This is a genomic window from Streptomyces sparsogenes, from assembly GCF_001704635.1.
In the GTDB taxonomy this organism is placed as follows: domain Bacteria; phylum Actinomycetota; class Actinomycetes; order Streptomycetales; family Streptomycetaceae; genus Streptomyces; species Streptomyces sparsogenes.
In genome coordinates this window covers 45,863-67,472 of the sequence record NZ_MAXF01000222.1, presented here as the reverse complement: position 1 = coordinate 67,472, position 21,610 = coordinate 45,863, and the positions used below count along the sequence as shown (strand labels likewise).

The following is a 21,610-nucleotide window of genomic DNA, read 5'->3' as shown; positions in this document are numbered from 1 at the left end:
ACGAGCGACAGAGCGCAGTGTCGAGGAGTGTCGACAGGCCCGCGGCCGGAGGCCGCTGATGGACGCGGCGAGCGCCCGGAGGCAAGCGAGCCTCTCAGGCAGAAGAGGCCGGCGTTCTTGCCATGGCGGCGACGAAGGCGCGTTCGACGTCTGCTGTCGAGAGGACGCCGTAGATTTCCCCGGTCTCCTCGACCACGAGGTATTCGGTGGCGGGGGTGGCGCGCAGGGTGTCCAGGAGTTCTTCGCCGGTGAGCTCGGCGGAGACCCGCATGCCGTCCTTGAGGTCCTGGGCGAGGCCGCTGACCGCGACCCAGGGGCGGCGGTGTTCGGGGATGCCCACGATGGCGGCTTCGCGCACCACGGCGGTGGGCGTGCCGTGGCCGTCGACGACGACGAGGGCGCGGGCCCCGGCTTCGTTGGCGCGGCGCAGTGCTTCGGAGAGGGGGGTGTCCGCCGCGACCGGGACGGCGCGGCGGGTGAGGGTGCGGGCGCGGAGGTCGGGGAGGCGTTCGCGCAGGCGGGCCATGCGGAGGCTGTTTCCGGCGCCGGTCCAGATGATGGCGGCGAGTATGGCGGCGAGGAGCGCGTCGGTGAGCGAGTCGATGCTGCCGAAGCCTTTGGCCTCGTCGCCGAAGCCGCCGGTCTGGGTGGCCAGCGGGAGGCCCACGAGCACGGCGACGGCGAGTGCGCGGCCGGTCCAGGCGGCGGCGACGGTGCCCGTCATGGCCCTGCCGGTGATCTTCCAGACGACGGCGCGGAGCATCCGGCCGCCGTCCAGCGGGAGGCCGGGGAGCAGGTTGAAGGCGGCGACGATGAGGTTGGAGATCATCAGTCCGGCCAGCAGTACTCCGGGGACGGTGCCCGGCTCGACGACCAGCATGCCGAGGTAGAAGAGGCCGGAGAGGACCAGGGAGAGGAGGGGGCCGACGAAGGCGAGGACGAACTCCCGGCCGGGGGTCTCGGTCTCCTTCTCGATCTCGGAGACGCCGCCGAAGAACTGGAGCTGGATGCGGCGTACGGGGAGTTTGAAGCGCAGTGCCGCTACGGTGTGGGCGAGCTCGTGGACGAGGACGGAGGCGTAGAAGGCCACCGCGAAGAAGAGCGAGACGATGTAGCGGGCGGCGCCCAGTTCGGGGAGTACTCGTTCGAGCTGGCCGCCGAAGACCCAGGTGATGAGGGCGGCGACCAGGAACCAGCTGGGCGAGACGTATACGGGTACGCCGAAGGGCCGGCCCATCAGGAAGCCGCCGCCCACCTCGCGGGGGCGCTGTGGCTTCTCGCCCTCGGGCTCGGTCGTGCGGTCCGCTCCCCCGCTGTCGGACTGCCGCTGCCCGCTGTTGTCCACGGTGTCCCCTCGTCGGATGCGTCGTTCGCACCCCTATCTTCGGTATGGTCCCCACGATCATGCAGTGTGAGGGCCTTGGACGTCGATGGTATGCGTCCGGTTGTCGGTGGTGGGCCGTAGGGTCTGCGCCATGGGAACCTCCACCGGTAAGGCCGAACGGGCCGAGTCGCCGTCGTCGCCCTCCTTGTCGCCGTCGCGTGCGGCGGACTTCATGCGGTGTCCGTTGCTGTACCGCTTCCGGGTGATCGACAAACTGCCGGAGAAGCCGAGCTCCGCGGCGACCCGGGGCACGGTGGTGCACGCGGTGCTCGAGCGCTTGTTCGACGCTCCGGCGGCGGAACGGACGGCTCCGCGGGCCCGTGCGATGGTGCCGGGCGAGTGGGAGCGGCTGCTGAAGGCGCGGCCGGAGCTGGCGGAGCTGTTCCGCGGGGAGGACGGGGCCGAGGACCCGGAGCGGCTCGGGCGGTGGCTCGCGGATGCCGAGCGGCTGGTGGAGCAGTGGTTCTCGCTGGAGGACCCGACCCGGTTGGAACCGGCCGAGCGCGAGCTGTATGTGGAGACGCGGCTGGAATCGGGGCTGACGCTGCGGGGCTATATCGACCGGGTGGACGTGGCGCCGAGCGGGGAGGTGCGGATCGTCGACTACAAGACCGGCAAGGCCCCCGCCCCGCAGTACGCGGGGGACGCGCTGTTCCAGATGAAGTTCTACGCGCTGGTGCTGTGGCGGCTGCGGGGGGCGGTGCCGCGCCGGTTGCAGCTGGTGTATCTGGGCAGCGGCGATGTGCTGACGTACGACCCGGGCGAGTCGGATCTGCTGGCCGTGGAGCGCAAGGTGCGGGCCCTGTGGGAGGCCATCGCGGAGGCGACGGCGACGGGGGTGTTCCTGCCGCGGCAGACCAAGCTGTGCGGCTGGTGCGACCACCAGGCGCATTGCCCCGAGTTCGGTGGGACTCCCCCGCCTTATCCCCTGGCGGCCCATCCGGCGCCGTCCGGCAGAATGGGGCGGGTCTAGCGAAGGAGATCCTGTGGCTATCCGCGTCCTACTGGTCGACGACCAGCCGCTGCTGCGTACCGGCTTCCGGATGATTCTCGAGGCCGAGCAGGATCTCGCGGTGGTCGGCGAGGCGGGGGACGGCCTTCAGGCCCTGGACCAGGTGCGGGCGCTCCAGCCGGATGTGGTGCTGATGGACATCCGGATGCCGCGGATGGACGGGGTGGAGGCGACCCGGCAGATCACCGGTCCGGGCCGGGACGGTCCGGCGAAGGTGCTGGTGCTGACCACCTTCGACCTGGACGAGTACGTGGTGGAGGCGCTGCGCGCGGGGGCGAGCGGCTTTCTGCTCAAGGACGCGCCCGCCCATGAGCTGGTGCAGGCGATCCGGGTGGTGGCGGCCGGTGAGGCGATGCTGGCGCCGAGCATCACCCGGCGGCTGCTGGACAAGTACGCCGGGCATCTGCCGTCCGGCGAGGAGCCGGTGCCGGACACGCTGCACACGCTGACCGAGCGCGAGGTGGAGGTCCTCAAGCTGGTCGCGAAGGGGCTGTCCAACGCGGAGATCGCCGCGGACCTGTTCGTCAGTGAGACGACGGTGAAGACCCATGTGGGGCATGTGCTGACGAAGCTGGGCCTGCGGGACCGGGTGCAGGCCGCCGTCTACGCGTATGAGAGCGGGCTGGTGCGCCCCGGCGCGCAGTGACGCGCGAGCGCCCCGGTACGCGCCAAGGCGTCCCGGGGCGCTCTCCCCTGAGCCGGGTTCAGCCGTCGCTGGCGCGGCCGAGCTCCCACAGCTGGAGCATGGTCGCGGAGTCGAGCAGGTATTCGCTTCCCACGATGTCGTCGCGGGCGGCCACGTACTGGTTGCCCTGCCACAGCGGCAGATAGGGCACATCGGCCGCGATGATGTCCTGGATCCGCTGGAGGTCTCCGACCGCGAGGGACCGCTGGGCCTCCTGCCGGGTCCTGGGTATCAGCTGGTCCTGGACGTCCTTGTTGCGGTAGGGCGAGTTGAGGAAGTTGTCCTTGGTGAGGAACGGCGCGATGTAGGTGTCGGGGTCCGGGAAGTCGGGGAGCCAGCCCATGCCGTAGGCGGCGTACTCGCGCTTGGGGACGGCGGGGCGGAATTCGGTCCACTTGACGCCGTGGATCCTGACCGAGAACAGGCCGCTGGCGTTGAGCTGGGTCTGGAGTTTCTTGAACTCCTGGGCCGTCTCCGGGCCGTAGTGGTCGGTGGTGTAGGTCAGCGTCAGCTTCACCGGGGTCTCGACGCCGGCCTGCTGGAGCAGGTCGCGGGCGGCGCCGACGTTGGGGTCGCCGTACTCGTTGTGGAACGAGTTGATGTGCGAGGAGATGCTGGTGGGGACCATCGAGTAGAGCGGCTCGGCGGTCCGCTTGTACACGTCGCGCACCAGGGCCTGGCGGTCCACGACGCGGGCGACGGCCTGCCGTACGGCCTTGTTCTTCACCACCGGCGCGGTGGTGTCGAAGACCAGGTAGCGGATGCCCTGGCCGGACATCTCCCGCAGCCGGACGCCCTTGACCGCGCCGGTGTCGAGCCGCTCGAGCTGTTCGGGCGAGAAGCCGCGGTTGACGACGTCGATGTCGCCCTTGGTGAGCGCCTGCTCCATGGTCTTGGCGTCGTCGAAGAAGCGCATCTCGACCTTGTCGCTGCGCGGCTCGATGTCGCCCTGGTACTCGGCGTTCTTGGTGAAGACCACCTTCCGCAGCCGGTTGCCGCTCACCTCGGTCTGTGCCGTGTACGGGCCGGAGCCCACCATGTCCCAGCCCTTGTGCACCGCGTTCTTCCGGTACACCTCGCTGTCGATGATCGCGGCGGCCGGGGTGGTGAGCTTGGAGGGGAAGGTCGCGTCCGGGCTGGCGAGGTGGATGACGATCTCGCGCGCGTTGGGGGTCTCCACCTTGTCCACGTTGGACAGCAGGGACCACACCCCGTTCTGGTCCTTGATCTTCAGAACCCGTTCCAGGGAGAACTTCACATCGGCGGAGGTGAGGTCGTGGCCGTTGGAGAACTTCAGTCCCTTGCGCAGCTTGCACCGGTACTGCTCGCTCTGCCGGTCCTGGAAGCCGCACGTCTCGGCGGCGTCGGGTATGGGGTCGGTTCCGGAGCGGGGCAGTCTCATCAGGGTCTGGAAGGTGCTGTGCAGCACGCTCCAGGTGGCGAAGTCGTAGGCCTGGGCGGGGTCCAGCGGGGCGGTGGCCACCTTGGACGACTCGATCCGGTCGGTGCTCCCCACGACGATCGCGCCGTCGTCCGAGCCTGCGCCGTCGGTACCGCCGCACGCGGTGAGCGTGGAGGTCATCAGGCCCGCCAGGACCGGCAGCACCAGCGACTTGCGGTTCATTGTCGGGAGTCTCCCTGCGATCGATCAACTACTCGCGAAGAGATTAGTCCGCGGCGCCAGTCCTACCGGAACACAACGAAGTTGAGGCAATATCACGCCCGGATAACGCGTCAGGGTTCTCCGATATCCGGACGCCGTCACGTACCGCACGACATGTCATCAATCCGGACACATGGACCCGCGCAAACCGGGCCAGAGGGGACCCGAAGCAGAGCGTGCCCGCCCTGTCGACGGTGCGTGCGGTGAGAAACATCACTCCCGGCGACCATGACCGGGAGGCAAGCGGAATTAGGGCAACCCATTTTCCGGGCCGCCCTTTACCGAATTACGCTCGGTGCGCGATCAGCGCAATGCCGTGACCAGAGTGCGCAGGAACGGGACGTCGACTTCTTCGAGCGAACCGACGACCGTGCGCCCTACGGCGGGCTCGATCGGCACCAGCGACGGCACGGCCACCACCTGGCAGCCCGCCGCCTCGGCCGCCGTCACCCCGGTCACCGTGTCCTCCACGACCACGCAGCGCGCCGGGTCCACGCCCAGCCCGGCGGCGGCGAACAGATACGGGTCCGGGTGCGGCTTGGTGCGGCCGATGTCGTCGCCCGCGACCGTGAGCGAGAAGTGCTCGGGGCCCAGGGAGCGCAGGACCGCCTCCATCACGCGCCGGTGGGAGGCGGAGACCAGGGCGGTCGGCACGCCGTGCGCGGACAGCTCGGTGAGCAGCCGGCGCGCGCCCGGCAGCAGCGGCACGGTGCCGTCGAGCAGCTCGGTGAAGCGGCTGTTGAGCAGTCCGGTCAGCTCGGCGAGCGCGATGTCCGCGCCGGTGGCCTCGATCAGGAAGGAGGCGCTGCGGGTCATGGGGCCGCCCACGACCACATGGCGGTACTCCTCGGCGAGCGCGTGGCCGAGCTCGGCGAAGATGGAGACCTCCGCGTCCCACCAGATGCCCTCGGTGTCGACCAGGGTGCCGTCCATGTCGAGCAGGACGGCTTGCAGGGCGGAGCCTTCGGCCGTGCGGGTGTCGACGGCGGGGATGCTGCTGGTCATCCAATCACCTCCGGGGGCGAGGGGCACGAAGGCCGGTCGTCCCCCGCGACGTCCGTGGTTACCGCGATGCAGCGGTTTCCGCGATGCGGAAGGCGACCGGCCTCTACCGGATCGACCAGTTTACGACGGTCCGCCCGCGCGTGCCCGGTGGTTTTCCTCCGGGCGTGTGCGGGCGCGTACCGGGCGCGGCGGGGCCGTCACCGGGCGTTGATCACCGGGCGTTGAAGTACTTGGCCTCGGGGTGGTGGATGACGATCGCGTCGGTGGACTGCTCCGGGTGCAGCTGGAACTCCTCCGAGAGCTTGACGCCGATCCGCTCGGGGCGCAGCAGCTCGGCGATCTTCGCCCGGTCCTCCAGGTCGGGGCAGGCTCCGTAGCCCAGGGAGAAGCGGGCGCCGCGGTACTTGAGGTCGAACATGTCGGTCACGTCCGCGGGGTCCTCGGAGGCGAAGCCGAGCTCGGCGCGCACGCGGGCGTGCCAGTACTCGGCGAGTGCCTCCGCGAGCTGGACGGACAGCCCGTGGAGCTCGAGGTAGTCGCGGTAGGAGTCGGCGGCGAACAGTTCGGCGGTGGCCTCGCCGATCCTGGCTCCGACGGTGACGACCTGCAGCCCGACCACGTCGGTCTCGCCGGAGTCCTCGGGGCGGAAGAAGTCCGCCAGGCACAGGCGCCGGCCGCGGCGCTGGCGGGGGAAGGTGAAGCGGGTGAGTTCGCTGCCGTCGTCGTTCAGCAGGACCAGGTCGTCGCCCTTGGACACGCACCGGTAGTAGCCGTAGACGACGGCGGCCTCCAGCAGGTTCTCGGTGTGCAGCTTGTCGAGCCAGCCGCGCAGCCGCGGGCGGCCCTCGGTCTCCGCCAGCTCCTCGTACGTCGGCCCCTCGCCGGTTCGGGCCTGCTTCAGGCCCCACTGGCCCTTGAAGAGGGCGCCCTCGTCCAGCCAGGACGCGTAGTCGGCCTGCTGGATGCCCTTGACCACGCGGCTGCCCCAGAAGGGCGGGGTGGGCACCGGGTTGTCGGTGGCCACGTCGGAGCGCACCGGCCCCTCGTCGGGCTCCGCCACCGCCACCGCCGCCTCGCGCTTGGCGACGCGGCGCTGCTTGAGCTCGGGCAGGGAGGCGCCGGGCACGCCGCGCTTGACGGCGATCAGGGCGTCCATCAGCCGCAGGCCCTCGAAGGCGTCGCGGGCGTAGCGGACCTCGCCCTCGTAGATCTCGTGGAGGTCCTGTTCGACGTAGGCCCGGGTCAGCGCGGCCCCGCCGAGGATGACGGGGTACTGGGCGGCGAGCTTGCGCTGGTTGAGCTCTTCCAGGTTCTCCTTCATGATCACCGTGGACTTCACCAGCAGCCCGGACATGCCGATCACGTCGGCGCGGTGTTCCTGCGCGGCGTCCAGGATCGCCGAGACGGGCTGCTTGATGCCGAGGTTGACCACGTTGTAGCCGTTGTTGGACAGGATGATGTCGACGAGGTTCTTGCCGATGTCGTGGACGTCGCCGCGGACCGTGGCCAGCACGATGGTGCCCTTGCCCGCGTTCTCGCCGTCGTCGGTCTTCTCCATGTGCGGCTCCAGGTAGGCCACCGCGGCCTTCATCACCTCGGCGGACTGGAGGACGAAGGGGAGCTGCATCTGTCCGGAGCCGAAGAGTTCGCCGACGACCTTCATGCCGTCCAGCAGGGTCTCGTTGACGATGTCGAGGGCGGGCCGCTCGGTGAGGGCCTCGTCGAGGTCGGCCTCCAGGCCGTTGCGCTCGCCGTCGATGATGCGGCGCTTGAGGCGCTCCTCCAGGGGGAGGGCGGCCAGTTCCTCGGCCTTGCCGGCCTTGAGGGACTTGGCGGTGGCGCCCTCGAACAGCGCCATGAGCTTCTGGAGCGGGTCGTAGCCCTCGGTGCGGCGGTCGTAGATGAGGTCGAGGGCGGTGCGTACCTGTTCCTCGTCGAAGCGGGCGATGGGCAGGATCTTGGAGGCGTGGACGATCGCCGAGTCGAGGCCCGCCTTGACGCACTCGTCGAGGAAGACGGAGTTCAGCAGGATGCGGGCGGCCGGGTTGAGGCCGAAGGAGATGTTGGACAGGCCGAGTGTGGTCTGCACGTCGGGGTGGCGGCGCTTGAGTTCGCGGATCGCCTCGATGGTGGCGAGGCCGTCCTTGCGGGACTCCTCCTGGCCGGTGCAGATGGTGAAGGTCAGGGTGTCGATGAGGATGTCCTCCTCACGGATGCCCCAGTTGCCGGTCAGGTCGGCGATGAGCCGTTCGGCGATCTCGACCTTCTTCTCCGGGGTCCGGGCCTGGCCCTCCTCGTCGATGGTCAGGGCGATCAGCGCGGCGCCGTGCTCCTGGGCCAGGCGGGTGACCTTGGCGAAGCGCGAGTCGGGGCCGTCGCCGTCCTCGTAGTTGACGGAGTTGATGACCGCGCGGCCGCCGAGCTTCTCCAGGCCGGCGCGGAGGACGTCGACCTCGGTGGAGTCGAGCACGATGGGGAGGGTGGAGGCGGTGGCGAAGCGGCCGGCCAGCTCCTCCATGTCGGCCACGCCGTCCCGGCCGACGTAGTCGACGCACAGGTCGAGCAGGTGGGCGCCCTCGCGGATCTGTTCGCGGGCCATCTCCACGCAGTCGTCCCAGCGGCCCTCCAGCATGGCCTCGCGGAACTTCTTGGAGCCGTTGGCGTTGGTGCGCTCGCCGATCGCCAGGTACGAGGTGTCCTGGCGGAACGGCACGGTCTGGTAGAGGGAGGCGGCGCCGGGCTCGGGGCGCGGGTCGCGCGGGGTGGGGGCCAGCTCGCGGACCCGCTCCACGACCTGGCGCAGGTGCTCGGGGGTGGTGCCGCAGCAGCCGCCGACCAGGGAGAGCCCGTATTCGCGGACGAAGGTCTCCTGGGCGTCGGCCAGCTCGCCGGGGGTGAGCGGGTAGTGCGCCCCGTCCTTGCCCAGCACCGGCAGTCCGGCGTTGGGCATGCAGGACAGCGGGACGCGGGCGTGGCGGGCCAGGTAGCGCAGGTGCTCGCTCATCTCGGCGGGGCCGGTCGCGCAGTTCAGGCCGATCATGTCGATGCCGAGCGGCTCGAGGGCGGTGAGGGCGGCGCCGATCTCGGAGCCGAGCAGCATGGTGCCGGTGGTCTCGACGGTCACCGAGCAGATGACGGGGAGGTCGGTGCCCGTGGCGTCCAGGGCGCGGCGGGCGCCGAGGACGGCGGCCTTGGTCTGCAGCAGGTCCTGGGTGGTCTCCACCAGGAGGGCGTCGGCGCCGCCGGCGATCAGGCCCTCGGCGTTCGCCTGGTAGGCGTCGCGGAGCACGGTGTACGGGGCGTGGCCGAGGGTGGGCAGCTTGGTGCCGGGGCCCATGGAGCCCAGCACCCAGCGGGGGCGGCCGTCGGCGGCGAAGCCGTCGGCGACCTCGCGGGCGACCCGGGCTCCCGCCTCGGACAGCTCGAAGACCCGGTCGGAGATCTCGTACTCGCCCAGGGCGGCGTGGTTGGCGCCGAAGGTGTTGGTCTCCACGCAGTCCACGCCGGCTTGGAAGTACTCGGTGTGGACGGAGCGGACGATGTCGGGGCGGGTGATGTTGAGGATCTCGTTGCACCCCTCGAGCTGCTGGAAGTCATCGAGGGTGGGGTCCTGGGCCTGGAGCATGGTGCCCATGGCGCCGTCCGCGACCACCACCCGGGTGGCGAGGGCCTCGCGGAGTGCGCGGACCCGGTGGGCGGAGTCGGTGGCTGTGGACGTGGGCGTGTGCGAGGCCATGGGTGAGCTCCCTGAGGTGCGACGGCTGTCGGCTTTGCGCCCTCCTCCCGGAGGGCGCACCAGGCCAGCGTAGCCGCCGGGGGGCTCTCGACGGGGGGTGTTCCACGTGGCGGGACAGTTCTTGGGGGCTCGGGGGGTGCCGCTCGGAGGGCGCCTTTGATCGTTTAACCTTTCCCCGCTGTACCGCGGGGTCGGCATGGACCGATAGTGTTCAGCATTGTCGAACCGTAGTGTCAGGAGGGGTGCGCGATGGCACGGACCATCCAGTCGCTCGAGCGAGCTGCCGCGATGCTACGCCTGCTGGCCGGCGGCGAGCGCCGTCTGGGGCTGTCCGACATCGCCTCCTCGCTGGGGCTGGCCAAGGGCACCGCGCACGGCATCCTGCGCACGCTCCAGCAGGAGGGCTTCGTCGAGCAGGACGAGGCGTCGGGCCGCTATCAGCTGGGCGCCGAGCTGCTGCGCCTGGGCAACAGCTATCTGGACGTGCACGAGCTGCGCGCCCGCGCCCTGGTGTGGACCGACGACCTGGCGCGCTCCAGCGGGGAGAGCGTGTATCTGGGGGTGCTGCACCAGCAGGGGGTGCTCATCGTCCACCACGTCTTCCGGCCGGACGACAGCCGCCAGGTGCTGGAGGTGGGGGCGATGCAGCCGCTGCACTCCACGGCCCTGGGCAAGGTGCTGTCCGCGTACGACCCGGTGGCGCACAGCGAGGCGGCGGAGGCGGCGCGCGAGGCGTTCACGCCCCGCACGGTGACCTCCATGGCCGGTTTCGAGTCCGTCCTGGACCTGACCCGGGCGCGCGGCTGGGGTTCGGACGTGGAGGAGACCTGGGAGGGCGTGGCGTCGATCGCCGCCCCGATCCACAACCGGCGGCGGATGCCGGTGGGCGCGGTGGGCGTCACCGGCGCGGTGGAGCGGGTGTGCAAGGAGGGCGAGCTGCGCTCCGATCTGGTCGCCGCGGTGCGGGACTGCGCGCGGGCCGTCTCGCGCGATCTGGGCGCCAGCCGCTTCTGAGAGTTACCGACTGGTATCCGTCGGTTCGCACCTGGTTGCCCCGGTACGAGTTTTCGGTCACACGACCCTTGACCTCAGCCTTCACCGTGCAGAAAACTGCCGTTCGTCGGTCGGCATTGTCGAACATCTGACGACAATATTCGCTAGGGTGTGACTCGCCGCGGGCCGACCAAGCCTCACCGAAGGGGCGCTGGCCATCGGATAAATCCCGTGGCGCGGCGCTTCCCGGTGTCCATCTGGACGAAGGACAAAGGAGTCGCGGGTGTCCAGCTCCGACATCTTCATCGGCGAGACCATCGGTACCGCCGTTCTCATCCTGCTCGGCGGTGGTGTCGTCGCCGGTGTTGTCTTGAAGCGCTCGAAAGCGTTCGGCGCGGGGTGGCTCGCCATCACCTTCGGGTGGGGTTTCGCCGTGCTGACCGGCGCCTACATCTCGGCGCCGCTCTCCGGGGCGCATCTCAACCCGGCGGTGACGCTCGGCCTCGCGATCGAGGGCGGCACCGAGTGGAGCGATGTGCCGATCTATGTGCTCGGCCAGATGACCGGCGCCATCCTCGGCGCCGCACTGGTGTGGGTCGCCTACCTGGGCCACTTCCAGGCCCATCTGACCGACCGCGAGATCGTCGGCGGTCCCGGCGCGCAGGACACGGCCACCGCCCCGGCCAAGGCGCCGACCGGCGCCGGCCCGGTGCTCGGCGTCTTCTCCACCGGCCCCGAGATCCGCAACACCGCGCAGAACCTGGCCACCGAGATCATCGCCACGGCCGTGCTGGTGCTGGCCATCCTCACCCAGGGCCTGAACGGGAACGGCAACGGCCTGGGCGTCATCGGCGTCCTGATCACCTCGCTCGTCGTGGTCGGCATCGGCCTCTCGCTCGGCGGGCCCACCGGCTACGCCATCAACCCGGCCCGTGACCTCGGGCCGCGCATCGCCCACGCCCTCCTGCCGCTGCCCAACAAGGGCGGCTCGGACTGGGGCTACGCCTGGATCCCCGTCGTCGGCCCGCTGATCGGCGGCGCCCTGGCCGGCGGACTCTACGAGATCGCCTTCGCCTAGCCCCATCCCCACCCACCCCCTCTTACCGCGCAGGAGAGCCGCACACCATGACCGACACCCACTCCACCGGTCCGTTCATCGCAGCGATCGACCAGGGCACCACCTCGAGCCGTTGCATCGTCTTCGACCGGGACGGCCGTATCGTCTCCGTCGATCAGAAGGAGCACGAGCAGATCTTCCCCAAGCCCGGCTGGGTCGAACACAACGCGACCGAGATCTGGGAGAACGTCCAGGAAGTCGTCGCCGGGGCGATCAGCAAGGCCAAGATCACCTCCGCCGACGTCAAGGCGATCGGCATCACCAATCAGCGCGAGACCACGCTGCTGTGGGACAAGAACACCGGTGAGCCGGTGCACAACGCCATCGTCTGGCAGGACACCCGCACCGACGCCCTGTGCCGGGAGCTGGGCCGCAACGTCGGCCAGGACCGGTTCCGCCGGGAGACCGGGCTGCCCCTGGCCTCGTACTTCGCGGGGCCGAAGATCCGCTGGCTGCTCGACAACGTCGAGGGGCTGCGCGAGCGCGCCGAGGCCGGCGAGATCCTCTTCGGCACGATGGACTCCTGGGTGATCTGGAACCTCACCGGCGGGCCGAACGGAGGCGTGCACGTCACCGACGTCACCAACGCCTCCCGCACCCTGCTGATGAACCTCCACAACCTCGACTGGGACGAGCGCATCCTGTCCTCGATGGAGATCCCGGCGGCCGTGCTGCCCGAGATCCGCTCCTCCGCCGAGGTGTACGGCACCACCGCGGACGGCGTGCTGGCGGGCGTGCCGGTGGCCTCCGCGCTCGGCGACCAGCAGGCGGCCCTGTTCGGCCAGACCTGCTTCTCCGAGGGCGAGGCCAAGTCGACGTACGGCACCGGCACGTTCCTGCTGATGAACACCGGCGACAAGCCGGTCAACTCGTACAACGGCCTGCTGACCACCGTCGGCTACCGGATCGGCGACCAGAAGCCGGTCTACGCCCTGGAGGGCTCGATCGCCGTCACCGGGTCGCTGGTGCAGTGGATGCGCGACCAGATGGGGCTGATCAACAGCGCGGCCGAGATCGAGACCCTGGCCAGCTCGGTCGAGGACAACGGCGGCGCCTACTTCGTGCCGGCCTTCTCCGGCCTGTTCGCCCCCTACTGGCGGGACGACGCGCGCGGTGTCATCGCGGGTCTGACCCGCTACGTCACCAAGGCGCACATCGCCCGCGCCGTGCTCGAGGCCACCGCCTGGCAGACCCGCGAGATCGTCGACGCGATGACCAAGGACTCCGGTGTCGAGCTCACCGCGCTCAAGGTCGACGGCGGGATGACCTCCAACAACCTGCTGATGCAGACGCTCTCCGACGTCCTGGACGCGCCCGTGGTGCGCCCGATGGTCGCCGAGACCACCTGCCTCGGCGCCGCCTACGCCGCCGGGCTCGCCGTCGGCTTCTGGCCGGACACCGACGCGCTGCGCGCCAACTGGCGCCGCGCCGCCGAGTGGACCCCGCGCATGGACGCGGACGTCCGCGACCGCGAGTACAAGAACTGGCTCAAGGCCGTGCAGCGGACCATGGGCTGGATCGAAGACGAGGAGTAACCAATGACCACCCTGCAGAGCGTCCCGGCCCTCGGGACGCACCCGGCTGCCGGCTCCCTTCCGAGCCGCGCCGAAACCCGGGAACAGCTCTCCAAGGCAACGTACGACCTCCTGGTGATCGGCGGCGGCATCCTGGGCATCACCACTGCCTGGCACGCGGCGCAGTCGGGACTGCGGGTGGCCATGGTGGACGCCGGCGACTTCGCCGGCGCCACCTCCTCGGCCTCCTCCAAGCTGCTCCACGGGGGGCTGCGCTACCTGCAGACCGGCGCGGTCAAGCTGGTCGCCGAGAACCACTTCGAGCGGCGTGCGGTCTCCCGCAGCGTCGCCCCCCACCTGGCGAACCCGCTCACCTTCTACCTGCCGGTCTACAAGGGCGGCCCGCACGGCGCCGCCAAGCTCGGCGCGGGCGTGTTCGCCTACTCGGCGCTGTCGGCCTTCCGGGACGGCGTCGGCCATGTCATAGGCGCCGACAAGGCCGCGCGGGACGTCCCCGAGCTGCGCACCGAGGGGCTCAAGGCGGTCGCGGTCTACGGCGACGGCCAGATGAACGACAGCCGCATGGCCCTGATGACGGTCCGGGCCGCCGTCGAGGCCGGGGCGACCGTGCTCAACCACGCCGAGGTGGTGGGGCTGCGGAAGACCGACGGGCGGGTCACCGGCGCGGACCTCAAGGACCGCCTGGACGGGAGCGAGTTCGGGGTCAACGCCCGTCTGGTGCTGAACGCCACCGGGCCGTGGGTGGACCACCTGCGCAGGATGGAGGACCCGAACGCGGCCCCGTCCATCCGGCTCTCCAAGGGCGCGCACCTGGTCCTCAAGCGCACCTCGCCGTGGCGGGCGGCGCTGGCGACCCCGATCGACAAGTACCGCATCACCTTCGCCCTCCCCTGGGAGGACATGCTGCTGCTGGGCACCACCGACGAGGAGTACGAGGGCGACCCGGCCGACGTGCGGGTGAACGAGAAGGACCTCGCCCAGATCCTCGACGAGGCGGCCTTCTCGATCCGGGACCGGCAGCTGTCCCGCGATCTGATCACCTACTCCTTCGCCGGGCTGCGGGTGCTGCCGGGCGGCCCCGGGGACACCGCCAAGGCCAAGCGGGAGACGGTGGTCACCGAGGGCCGCGGGGGCATGCTGTCCATCGCGGGCGGCAAGTGGACCACCTTCCGCCACATCGGGCGCACGGTGATGAACAAGCTGGCGCAGCTGCCGGGCCACCCGCTCGCGGACGACATGGAGCCCATATCCCGGCTGCCCAAGCACGTGCCGCTGCCGGGCCTGGCCAATCCGCACGCGGTCGCGCACCGGCTGCTGGTGGACGGCGGCACCCCGGGCCCGCGGATGGCCGCGGACACCGCGCGCCACCTGGCCACCCACTACGGCTCGCTGTCCTTCGACATCGCGCGGCTGGCCAACGAGGACCCGGCGCTCGGCGAGCGGATCCACCCGGACGCCCCGGAGATCTGGGCGCAGGTCGTCTACGCCCGGGACCACGAGTGGGCGCGGACGGCGGACGACGTGCTGCGCCGCCGCACCACCTTGACGATCCGTGGCCTGGCCACCGACGAGGTGCGCGCCCGGGTCCAGGAGCTGCTGGACCGCCGGACGGACTGACGTTCGCCTACGGGGGGATTCGCGCACGAGGCCGTTCGCGCACGAGGTCGTTTCGCGCACGAGGGGGAGGCTCCGTCCGGGGCCTCCCCCTCGGCGTACGTCCGAGCCGTCATGTGCCGGGGGTGCGCTACGGCGTGGCGCGGAGGGCCTCCTCGACCAGCGCCCGGACACCGGCGGCGTCCCGGAGGCGGTCGCGGCGCAGGATGAGCTCGCGGCCGAGCAGCAGGGCGCGGCGGGAGGCGGGTCCTGGGTCGGGCAGCGTGGTGAGGTCGGTGAGGTGGGCGAAGCCGATGACGCGTCGGATGATCTCCGTGCCGGCGAAGCCCAGGGACTCGGACCACACCTGGGTGAGGAAGCGGTCCAGGTAGGCGTCGTCGAAGAAGGTGTCGATCCGGGCCGGCCACAGCCGGCGCAGCCCAGCCTCGAAGGCGTCCCAGCTCAGGGCGAGTTGCTCGGCGTGGTCGCCCGGGGTGCCGAGGGCGTGGGCGCGCAGTTCGGAGACGAGGACGTTGCCCCAGTACAGGCCGAGGTCGAAGCCGATCGGGCCGACGAAGGAGAACTCGGGGTCGAAGACGCGGACCACGTCGGCGCCCTGACGGGTGCCCACCATGACGCTGCCGGTGTGCAGATCGCCGTGGAGCAGGGCTTGGGCGCTGGTCATGAAGATGTGCCGCAGGGCGGCGACCTCGGTGCGCAGGGCGGGGTCGGCGCGGAAGGCGGCGGCGAGGTCGTCGAGGCTGTGGTGCCAGTGGTTGTGCTCGTGGTCGAGGTAGGGCTCGCTGAGCACCACATCCTCGGTGATCTTGCACAGCTCGGGGCTGACCGAGGTGGCGACGAGTGCCTTGCGGTCGGCGGAGGCCATGCCGAAGTCGCTGGTGGCGAAGGACAGGGCGGCGACGAAGGTGCCGATGTGGCGGGAGACCGAGCCGTATTCCCCGCCCTCGTTGAGATGGGTCCGCAGCACCCGCAGGTCGGACATGTCCTCCATGGTGAGGGCGTAGTTGTCGGTGTCGTAGCCGTGGATGGCCGGGATGGTGTCCGGGGCGACGGCGGCGACCTGGCGGTAGGCGCGGGCCTCGGCATCGGCGCGGGCGGGGCTCATGGGCCAGGAGGGGCCGGCGACACGGACCCAGGGCAGGGCCTGCTTGACGGCGAGGCTGCGGCCGCCGCCGGGGTCGCGGGCGATGAAGACGCGGTTCATGTTGCCGTCGGAGACCTCGTGGACCTCGATGGCCTCGCCCGTCCAGTGGCCCCTCTCCCGCAGGTAGCCGGGGATGTCCTCGGGCTCCAGGACGCGGTAGGCGGCCGGGGCGGCGGTGTGCGGCGGGAGTGTCATCGGCGGTTTCCTCGGGACAGGGTGAAGCTGAAGACCAGAGCGAGGATGAGTACGGCGCCCTCGACCACGTCCTGGGTGTAGTACGGCAGGCCCTTGATGGTCAGTCCGGTGGTGATGACGCCGATGAGGACGGCGCCGAGCGCGGTCCCCCAGACATTGGGTTTGCCGCGGCCGAGCACGGAGGTGCCGACCAGTGCCACGGCGACGGCCTCCAGCAGTTGGGAGGTGCCGGCGGAGACGTCGCCCTGTCCGATCCGGGAGGCCAGGATGAGGCCGCCGACGGAGGCGAGGACGCCGGACAGGACGTAGGCGAGGGTGCGGTAGGCGCCGACGCGGACGCCGGCGAGCCGGGTGGCCTCGGGGTTCGACCCGATCGCGTAGAGCACGCGGCCCCAGCGGGTGCGGGAGAGGAAGATCCAGGCGGCGAGGGTGAGTCCGGCGAAGATCACCACCGAGATCGGCACCCCGGCCACGGTGCCGCGGTCGATGGACAGGAACCCCTCGGTGAACCTGCCGGGTGCGGTGGTGCCGTCGTCGAGTGTCATGCCGGGTGAGATGGACTGGCCGTCGACGAGGATCAGCTTGAGGCCCTGGATCACGAAGAGGGTGCCCAGGGTGGCCAGCATGTCGGGGACCTTGAGGACCACGATGAGCAGGGCGTTGACGAGTCCCACGAGCGCGCCCGCGGCGATCACCGCGAGGACGGCGACGGCGCCGACCTGGTTGTAGATCACCATCGTCTTGGCCGCGACGGTCACACCGAGGCCGGCCACGGCCCCCACCGACATGTCCATTCCGCCGACCGCCAGGGTGAGGGTGACGCCGAGGCCGAGGATGGCGGCGACGGAGACGTAGCGGAGGGTGTCCAGGAGCGTCGCCGAGTCGCGGAAGGTGGGCTCGGTGAGCGAGAAGAACGCGAAGAGCGCGACGGTGACGAAGATGAAGCCGTATGTGACGACGGCGCTCTGGACGCGCTGACCGGCGCCCGCCGCGGCCGGCTTCCCGGCGGTCACCGGCGGGGCGGTGGAAGGGGTGAGGGTCATCGGAGGGCCTGCTGCTTCCTTCTTCTGCTGTTGCTTCTGGGGTGTGGTGTGATCCGGCGCGGTGTCATACGGATGCGGAGATGGCCTGGATGACGCGGTCGCGCTCGGCGTCGGCGCCGTACGCGTCGAGGCGGATCTCGCCGTCGGCGAGGACCACGACCCGGTCGGCGACCTCCAGGACCTCGTCCACGTCGGCGCTGAGCACGAGGACGGCCGAGCCGTCGGCGGCCAGGGCGCGGGCGCGGCAGCCGATGTCGCGGCGGGCGCCGATGTCCACTCCTCGGAACGGCTCGTCCAGCACGAGGACGCGGGGGCGTTCGGCGAGCCAGCGGCCGACCACGACCTTCTGCTGGTTGCCGCCGGAGAGTTCCTCGACGGGGCTGTGCTCGTCGCGGGTGACGACGCCGAGTCCGTCGATGGTGCGGCGGCCCAGCTCGGCCTCCTGGCCGCGCCGCACCAGGCCGGCGAGGGAGAGGGAGGACAGGAAGGGCAGCGAGATGTTGCGCGCCACCGACCAGCCGGGGATCAGCGCGTCCGCGTGCCGGTCCTCGGGCACCAGGTGGACGCCGCGGCGGATGGCGTCGGCGGGGCGGCGCGGCCGGTACGGCTCGCCGTCCAGCTCCAGCTCGCCCGTGCGGAACGGCTCGGCGCCGAACAGGCCGCGCGCCAGCTCGGTCTTGCCCGCGCCGAGCAGCCCCACGACGCCGGTGACCTCGCCCTCGCGCAGGTCGAGGTCCTGGGGCAGCCGGCCGGGCAGCAGCGGTACGCCGCGCAGCGACAGCGCGACGGCCCCGCCGCGCCTGCCGTCGGTCGGCCGGGCGGTCGCCGCGGCCTGTGGCTGGGCGAGCATGGCGCGCAGCGCGCGGTCCCAGTCGAAGGGGCGGGGGAGGTCCTCGGTGAGACGGCCGTCTCGCAGGACGACCAGTCGGTCGGCGAGCGAGTCGATCTCGCCGAGCCGGTGGGAGACGTAGAGCACCGCGATCCCGTCGGCGCGCATCCGCTCGACGATCGCGAACAGCCGGGTGGCCTCGGCCGCGGACAGGGCCGAGGTGGGCTCGTCCAGGATGAGCAGCCGGGGTCGGGTGGACAGGGCGCGGGCGAGGATGAGCAGTTGCTGGTCGGAGATGCCGAGCTCGGCGACATCGCGGCGCAGCACCTCGGTGGACCAGCCGAGTCCGAGGGTGTCCTGGATCTCGCGGGCGCGGGCGAGGAGGTGACGGGTGCTCAGGAAGGGGTTGCGGCCGCGCCGGGCCAGTTCCTCGAAGACCAGGTTCTCTGCGACGGACAGGCCGGGCACCACGCCCTCGCCGATCCGCTGGTGCACGGTGCGGATGCCGAGGGCGTGGGCCGCGGCGGGCGAGGGCAGCGCGGCGGGCTCCCCGCCGACCAGGACCCGGCCGCCGTGTCCGGCGTGCACCCCGGAGAGGATCTTGATCAGGGTGGACTTGCCCGCCCCGTTGGCCCCCAGGAGCGCGACCACGCTGCCGGGGGCGATGTCCAGGGATACGGAGGTGAGCACCGGCTTGCCGCCGAAGGCCATGCTGACCTCGCGCAGCGAGACGGCGGGCGGCGCCGCGGCGGCCTCGGCTCCGGTCCCGGCTCCGGCCTCGGCGCCGGGCCCGGCTCCGGGCGCCGGGTCAGTGGGCGACATTGGGGATCCAGTCCGCTGTGCTGACCTTGCTGAGGTTGAGGGCGGGAAGCGCGGCGCGGAGCTGGTTGAGGTTCTGGATCTTCTTGCTCACCAGGAAGTCGCGGGTGATCGCGACGGCCGGGAACTCGACCGACTTGGTCTTCAGTCGACCGGCGAGTTCCAGGGCGGTGGTGCGGACGACGGCGGCGCCGACGGCGGAGGGGTCGGTGCCGGCGGTGGCGGCCCAGGGGCTGTTCTTGGCGGTGATGACCTGGATGTCGGCGTTGGACACATCGGCGCCGAAGACCTTGACCTTGCCCGCCAGCTTCTTGTTCTGGACGGCGAGGACCGTGCCCTTGGCCAGCTCGTCGTAGGGGGCGAAGATGCCCGCGACGCCGGAGTGCTGGGTGAGGGCGGCGCTGACCAGCGGGACGTTGTCGGTGGCGGTGGAGTCGGTGACCTTGCCGACCTTGAACGACTGCTTCCAGCCGTTTTCGGTGACCCGCTTCCTCCAGACGGTGTCCCGCTTGTCGAGCGCGGCGTATCCGGCGACGTTGACGTAGCCGACCTCGGCCTTCTTGCCGAGTTCCTTGGTCATCACGTCCAGGACGGCGTTGGCCATGCTGGCGTCGTCCTGCTTGGTGGAGACGACCTCGGGGTTCTTGGTCTCGACGTCGTAGACGACGACCTTGATGCCCTTCTTGACCGCCTTGTCGATCTCCGGCTGGATGGTCGCGGGGAAGCCGTGGTCGACGATGATCGCCTCTGCCCCGGAATTGATCGCGGCCGACAGGTCGGTGGCCTGCTTGGCGTTGTCGGCCTGGGCGTCGTAGACGGTGAGGTCGATGCCGAGCGCCTTGGCCTGCGCCTTGGCGCCGTTGCCCCACTGCTCGAAGTAGTCGCCCGCGCCGCTCTGCCGGACCAGGGCCACCTTGATTTTCTTCCCCTGGTCGAAGGGCGCGGGCTTCTTGCCGGTCGCGGCCTTCGCGGAGGCGGGGGTGTCCCCGGAGTTCTTGGCGTCCGAGGCGGAGGAGGACTGGGAGCAGCCGGTGGCGACCAGGGCCGTCAGGGAGACGAGGGACGCCGCGGCGAGGGGCAGTCTGGAGCGGGACATGGGGATCTCCGAGTGGTGCGGCAGCGCGGGCGCGCCGGTGGTGCGGGAAAACAGGGGGGTGAAGTCGGCCGGGAAAGACCGGGAAAGGCCGGAAGAGGGGGACCAGTGAGGGCTACGGCGGGTAGGGGTCAGCTACAGCTGGCCGTAGTCGTCCGAAGGAGATCCACGTACAGCCGCCGAACGAGCAGCAGCGTCTTCATGCCCACATCATGAGAACGGTTTCAGCCATGCGTCAAAGGTCAGGACGCTCCTTCTCACGACCTGAGACGCGTTCTTCCTCACACCTCCCGGTGCGTCAGGTCCGGGTTACCATCCGGTCCCGCGCCTCTTCCGGATGTCCCCTCCGTCTCGTCTGCCTCAGGAGTCCTCGATGACCCTTCTGACCACCTGGCCGGAGTCCGGCCCCCAGACCGTCGTGCGCCGCACCGACGACCCCGCGGAGATCGCCGCAGCGCTCGCCCCGATCGGGGTGCGCTACGAGCGGTGGCCGGTCCGCGAGGACGTGCCGCGGGACGCCGACAGCGACGCCGTCTTCGCCGCCTATCGGGCGGAGATCGACAAGCTGGTCGAGGAGGAGTCCTTCGCCACCGTCGACGTGGTCGCCCTGCACCCCACCGACGACCCCGGCTGGGCGGAGAAGGCCAGGGCGGCGCGGGAGAAGTTCCTCAGCGAGCACACCCACGACGATGACGACGAGGTGCGCTTCTTCGTCGCCGGCGCGGGCGTCTTCTACCTCCACGTGGGCGGCGAGGTGCACGCCGTGCTGTGCGAGGCGGGCGACCTCCTGGGGGTGCCGCGCGGCACCACCCACTGGTTCGACATGGGCGTGAGCCCGTCCTTCACCGCCATCCGCTTCTTCCACGAGGAGGACGGCTGGATCGGCAACTTCACCGGCAGCGACATCGCCCTGCGCTTCCCCGACTTCGACGCCCTGCGGGCGGGGCGGACCGCCGCGTGACCGCTGCGCTGACCTTCGACGGCCTCGACTCGGTGGTGCTGGACATCGAGGGCACCACGAGCGCCACCGGGTTCGTCGTCGACGTGCTCTACCCGTACTCCCGCGAGCGGTTCGGCGCGCTGCTGGCCGAGCGCGGCGCGGAGCCCGCGGTGCGGCGGGCCGCCGACCAGGTCCGCGAGGCGGCCGGCGAGCCGGCGGCCGACGCCGCCCGGATCGAGCGGATCCTGGGAGGCTGGCTGGACGAGGATCGCAAGGCCACCCCGCTGAAGACCCTTCAGGGGATCATCTGGTCCGAGGGGTTCGCGCGCGGCGACCTGGTCTCGCACTTCTACCCCGACACCATCCCGGCGCTGCGCCGCTGGCACGCGGCGGGGCTGCGGCTGCACGTCTACTCCTCCGGGTCGGTGGCCGCGCAGCGGGCCTGGTTCGGCCACACGCCCGAGGGGGATCTGCTGCCCCTCGTCGAGGGGTTCTACGACACGGAGAACGCGGGCCCCAAGCAGTCCCCGGAGTCGTACGCCGCGATCACCGCGGCCATCGGCGCCGAGCCGGCCCGCACCCTCTTCCTCTCCGACCGCCCCGGCGAGCTGGACGCCGCCCGCGCGGCGGGCTGGCGCACCGTCGGCGTACGGCGCCCGGGCGAGCCGTACTTCGAGCAGGGGGTCGGCGACCACCCCGAGGCCGCGTGCCTCGACGAGCTCACCCTCACAAGGAGGACCCCGTGACCGAGACCGCCGACCGGGACCCGGACCCGACCCCGGACCAGGACGCGGAGCAGGACC

Annotated in this window: 16 protein-coding genes; 8 read left to right on the top strand and 8 right to left on the bottom strand. The window is 71.0% G+C overall.

Annotated elements, in window-relative coordinates; translation table 11 throughout:
* Positions 1-94: 94 nt before the first annotated feature.
* A complete protein-coding gene (locus tag BBH68_RS37100) occupies positions 95-1,345 on the bottom strand; it encodes a site-2 protease family protein (protein ID WP_104531506.1) in 1,251 nt (416 codons plus the stop codon).
* Between the two features lie 130 nt (positions 1,346-1,475).
* On the opposite strand from BBH68_RS37100, the gene BBH68_RS37095 reads away from it, so the two are divergent.
* Positions 1,476-2,357: a RecB family exonuclease gene (locus BBH68_RS37095; RefSeq protein ID WP_245738494.1), complete on the top strand. Its 882-nt coding sequence runs from the start codon at positions 1,476-1,478 to the stop codon at positions 2,355-2,357.
* A gap of 13 nt (positions 2,358-2,370) precedes the next feature.
* Complete coding sequence (locus BBH68_RS37090; protein ID WP_014181038.1) at positions 2,371-3,042, top strand: response regulator; 672 nt, start codon at positions 2,371-2,373, stop codon at positions 3,040-3,042.
* 58 nt (positions 3,043-3,100) lie between these two features.
* Here the strand turns inward: BBH68_RS37090 and BBH68_RS37085 are convergent, their stop codons facing one another.
* The 3 genes from BBH68_RS37085 to metH all read right to left on the bottom strand — a co-directional run bounded on the left by BBH68_RS37085 (position 3,101) and on the right by metH (position 9,485).
* Positions 3,101-4,705: an ABC transporter substrate-binding protein gene (locus tag BBH68_RS37085; protein ID WP_065968313.1), complete on the bottom strand. Its 1,605-nt coding sequence runs from the start codon at positions 4,703-4,705 to the stop codon at positions 3,101-3,103.
* 342 nt (positions 4,706-5,047) lie between these two features.
* Entirely contained in the window at positions 5,048-5,749 is a 702-nt protein-coding gene (locus BBH68_RS37080) for an HAD family hydrolase (RefSeq protein ID WP_065968312.1), read from the bottom strand.
* A gap of 211 nt (positions 5,750-5,960) precedes the next feature.
* Positions 5,961-9,485 (bottom strand): methionine synthase, encoded by a 3,525-nt coding sequence (metH, locus tag BBH68_RS37075; RefSeq protein WP_065968311.1) that lies wholly within the window; start codon positions 9,483-9,485, stop codon positions 5,961-5,963.
* Between the two features lie 249 nt (positions 9,486-9,734).
* Between metH and BBH68_RS37070 the strand changes: the two genes are divergently transcribed.
* The 4 genes from BBH68_RS37070 (at position 9,735) to BBH68_RS37055 (ending at position 14,747) form a co-directional block, all read left to right on the top strand.
* Entirely contained in the window at positions 9,735-10,499 is a 765-nt protein-coding gene (locus tag BBH68_RS37070; RefSeq protein ID WP_065968310.1) for an IclR family transcriptional regulator, read from the top strand.
* A 262-nt stretch (positions 10,500-10,761) separates the two neighbouring features.
* Complete coding sequence (locus BBH68_RS37065; RefSeq protein WP_065968309.1) at positions 10,762-11,556, top strand: MIP/aquaporin family protein; 795 nt, start codon at positions 10,762-10,764, stop codon at positions 11,554-11,556.
* A gap of 47 nt (positions 11,557-11,603) precedes the next feature.
* A complete protein-coding gene (glpK, locus tag BBH68_RS37060) occupies positions 11,604-13,130 on the top strand; it encodes a glycerol kinase GlpK (RefSeq protein ID WP_065968308.1) in 1,527 nt (508 codons plus the stop codon).
* 3 nt (positions 13,131-13,133) lie between these two features.
* Positions 13,134-14,747: a glycerol-3-phosphate dehydrogenase/oxidase gene (locus BBH68_RS37055; RefSeq protein ID WP_065968307.1), complete on the top strand. Its 1,614-nt coding sequence runs from the start codon at positions 13,134-13,136 to the stop codon at positions 14,745-14,747.
* A 127-nt stretch (positions 14,748-14,874) separates the two neighbouring features.
* Here the strand turns inward: BBH68_RS37055 and mtnK are convergent, their stop codons facing one another.
* From mtnK to BBH68_RS37035, 4 genes are all read right to left on the bottom strand, one after another.
* Entirely contained in the window at positions 14,875-16,083 is a 1,209-nt protein-coding gene (mtnK, locus tag BBH68_RS37050; protein WP_065968306.1) for an S-methyl-5-thioribose kinase, read from the bottom strand.
* Positions 16,080-17,126 (bottom strand): ABC transporter permease, encoded by a 1,047-nt coding sequence (locus tag BBH68_RS37045; RefSeq protein ID WP_065968305.1) that lies wholly within the window; start codon positions 17,124-17,126, stop codon positions 16,080-16,082. The genes mtnK and BBH68_RS37045 overlap by 4 nt, the downstream gene beginning before the upstream one ends.
* Before the next feature lie 64 nt (positions 17,127-17,190).
* Positions 17,191-18,777, bottom strand: a complete 1,587-nt coding sequence (locus tag BBH68_RS37040; protein ID WP_079151441.1) for a sugar ABC transporter ATP-binding protein — start codon at positions 18,775-18,777, stop codon at positions 17,191-17,193.
* Positions 18,764-19,870, bottom strand: a complete 1,107-nt coding sequence (locus BBH68_RS37035) for a substrate-binding domain-containing protein (protein WP_065968304.1) — start codon at positions 19,868-19,870, stop codon at positions 18,764-18,766. The genes BBH68_RS37040 and BBH68_RS37035 overlap by 14 nt, the downstream gene beginning before the upstream one ends.
* Positions 19,871-20,240: 370 nt before the next feature.
* Here BBH68_RS37035 and BBH68_RS37030 point away from each other — a divergent pair, with 370 nt between their 5' ends.
* Positions 20,241-20,828 carry a 1,2-dihydroxy-3-keto-5-methylthiopentene dioxygenase gene (locus BBH68_RS37030; protein WP_065968303.1) on the top strand — a complete coding sequence of 196 codons (588 nt, stop codon included), beginning with the start codon at positions 20,241-20,243 and terminating at the stop codon, positions 20,826-20,828.
* The gene (gene mtnC / locus BBH68_RS37025) at positions 20,825-21,553 is read left to right on the top strand and encodes an acireductone synthase (protein WP_065968302.1); all 729 of its coding nucleotides are present in this window, start codon (positions 20,825-20,827) and stop codon (positions 21,551-21,553) included. Before BBH68_RS37030 ends, mtnC begins: the two co-directional genes overlap by 4 nt.
* Positions 21,554-21,610 lie beyond the last annotated feature (57 nt).

Excerpts from the sequence above, each read along its gene's own strand:
- BBH68_RS37095 (WP_245738494.1), top strand. The coding sequence starts at position 1,476 with ATGGGAACCTCCACCGGTAAGGCCGAACGGGCCGAGTCGCCGTCGTCG.
- BBH68_RS37085 (WP_065968313.1), bottom strand. The coding sequence starts at position 4,705 with ATGAACCGCAAGTCGCTGGTGCTGCCGGTCCTGGCGGGCCTGATGACC.
- BBH68_RS37080 (WP_065968312.1), bottom strand. The coding sequence starts at position 5,749 with ATGACCAGCAGCATCCCCGCCGTCGACACCCGCACGGCCGAAGGCTCC.
- metH (WP_065968311.1), bottom strand. The coding sequence starts at position 9,485 with ATGGCCTCGCACACGCCCACGTCCACAGCCACCGACTCCGCCCACCGG.
- BBH68_RS37070 (WP_065968310.1), top strand. The coding sequence starts at position 9,735 with ATGGCACGGACCATCCAGTCGCTCGAGCGAGCTGCCGCGATGCTACGC.
- glpK (WP_065968308.1), top strand. The coding sequence starts at position 11,604 with ATGACCGACACCCACTCCACCGGTCCGTTCATCGCAGCGATCGACCAG.
- BBH68_RS37055 (WP_065968307.1), top strand. The coding sequence starts at position 13,134 with ATGACCACCCTGCAGAGCGTCCCGGCCCTCGGGACGCACCCGGCTGCC.
- mtnK (WP_065968306.1), bottom strand. The coding sequence starts at position 16,083 with ATGACACTCCCGCCGCACACCGCCGCCCCGGCCGCCTACCGCGTCCTG.
- BBH68_RS37045 (WP_065968305.1), bottom strand. The coding sequence starts at position 17,126 with ATGACCCTCACCCCTTCCACCGCCCCGCCGGTGACCGCCGGGAAGCCG.
- BBH68_RS37040 (WP_079151441.1), bottom strand. The coding sequence starts at position 18,777 with ATGTCGCCCACTGACCCGGCGCCCGGAGCCGGGCCCGGCGCCGAGGCC.
- BBH68_RS37035 (WP_065968304.1), bottom strand. The coding sequence starts at position 19,870 with ATGTCCCGCTCCAGACTGCCCCTCGCCGCGGCGTCCCTCGTCTCCCTG.
- BBH68_RS37030 (WP_065968303.1), top strand. The coding sequence starts at position 20,241 with ATGACCCTTCTGACCACCTGGCCGGAGTCCGGCCCCCAGACCGTCGTG.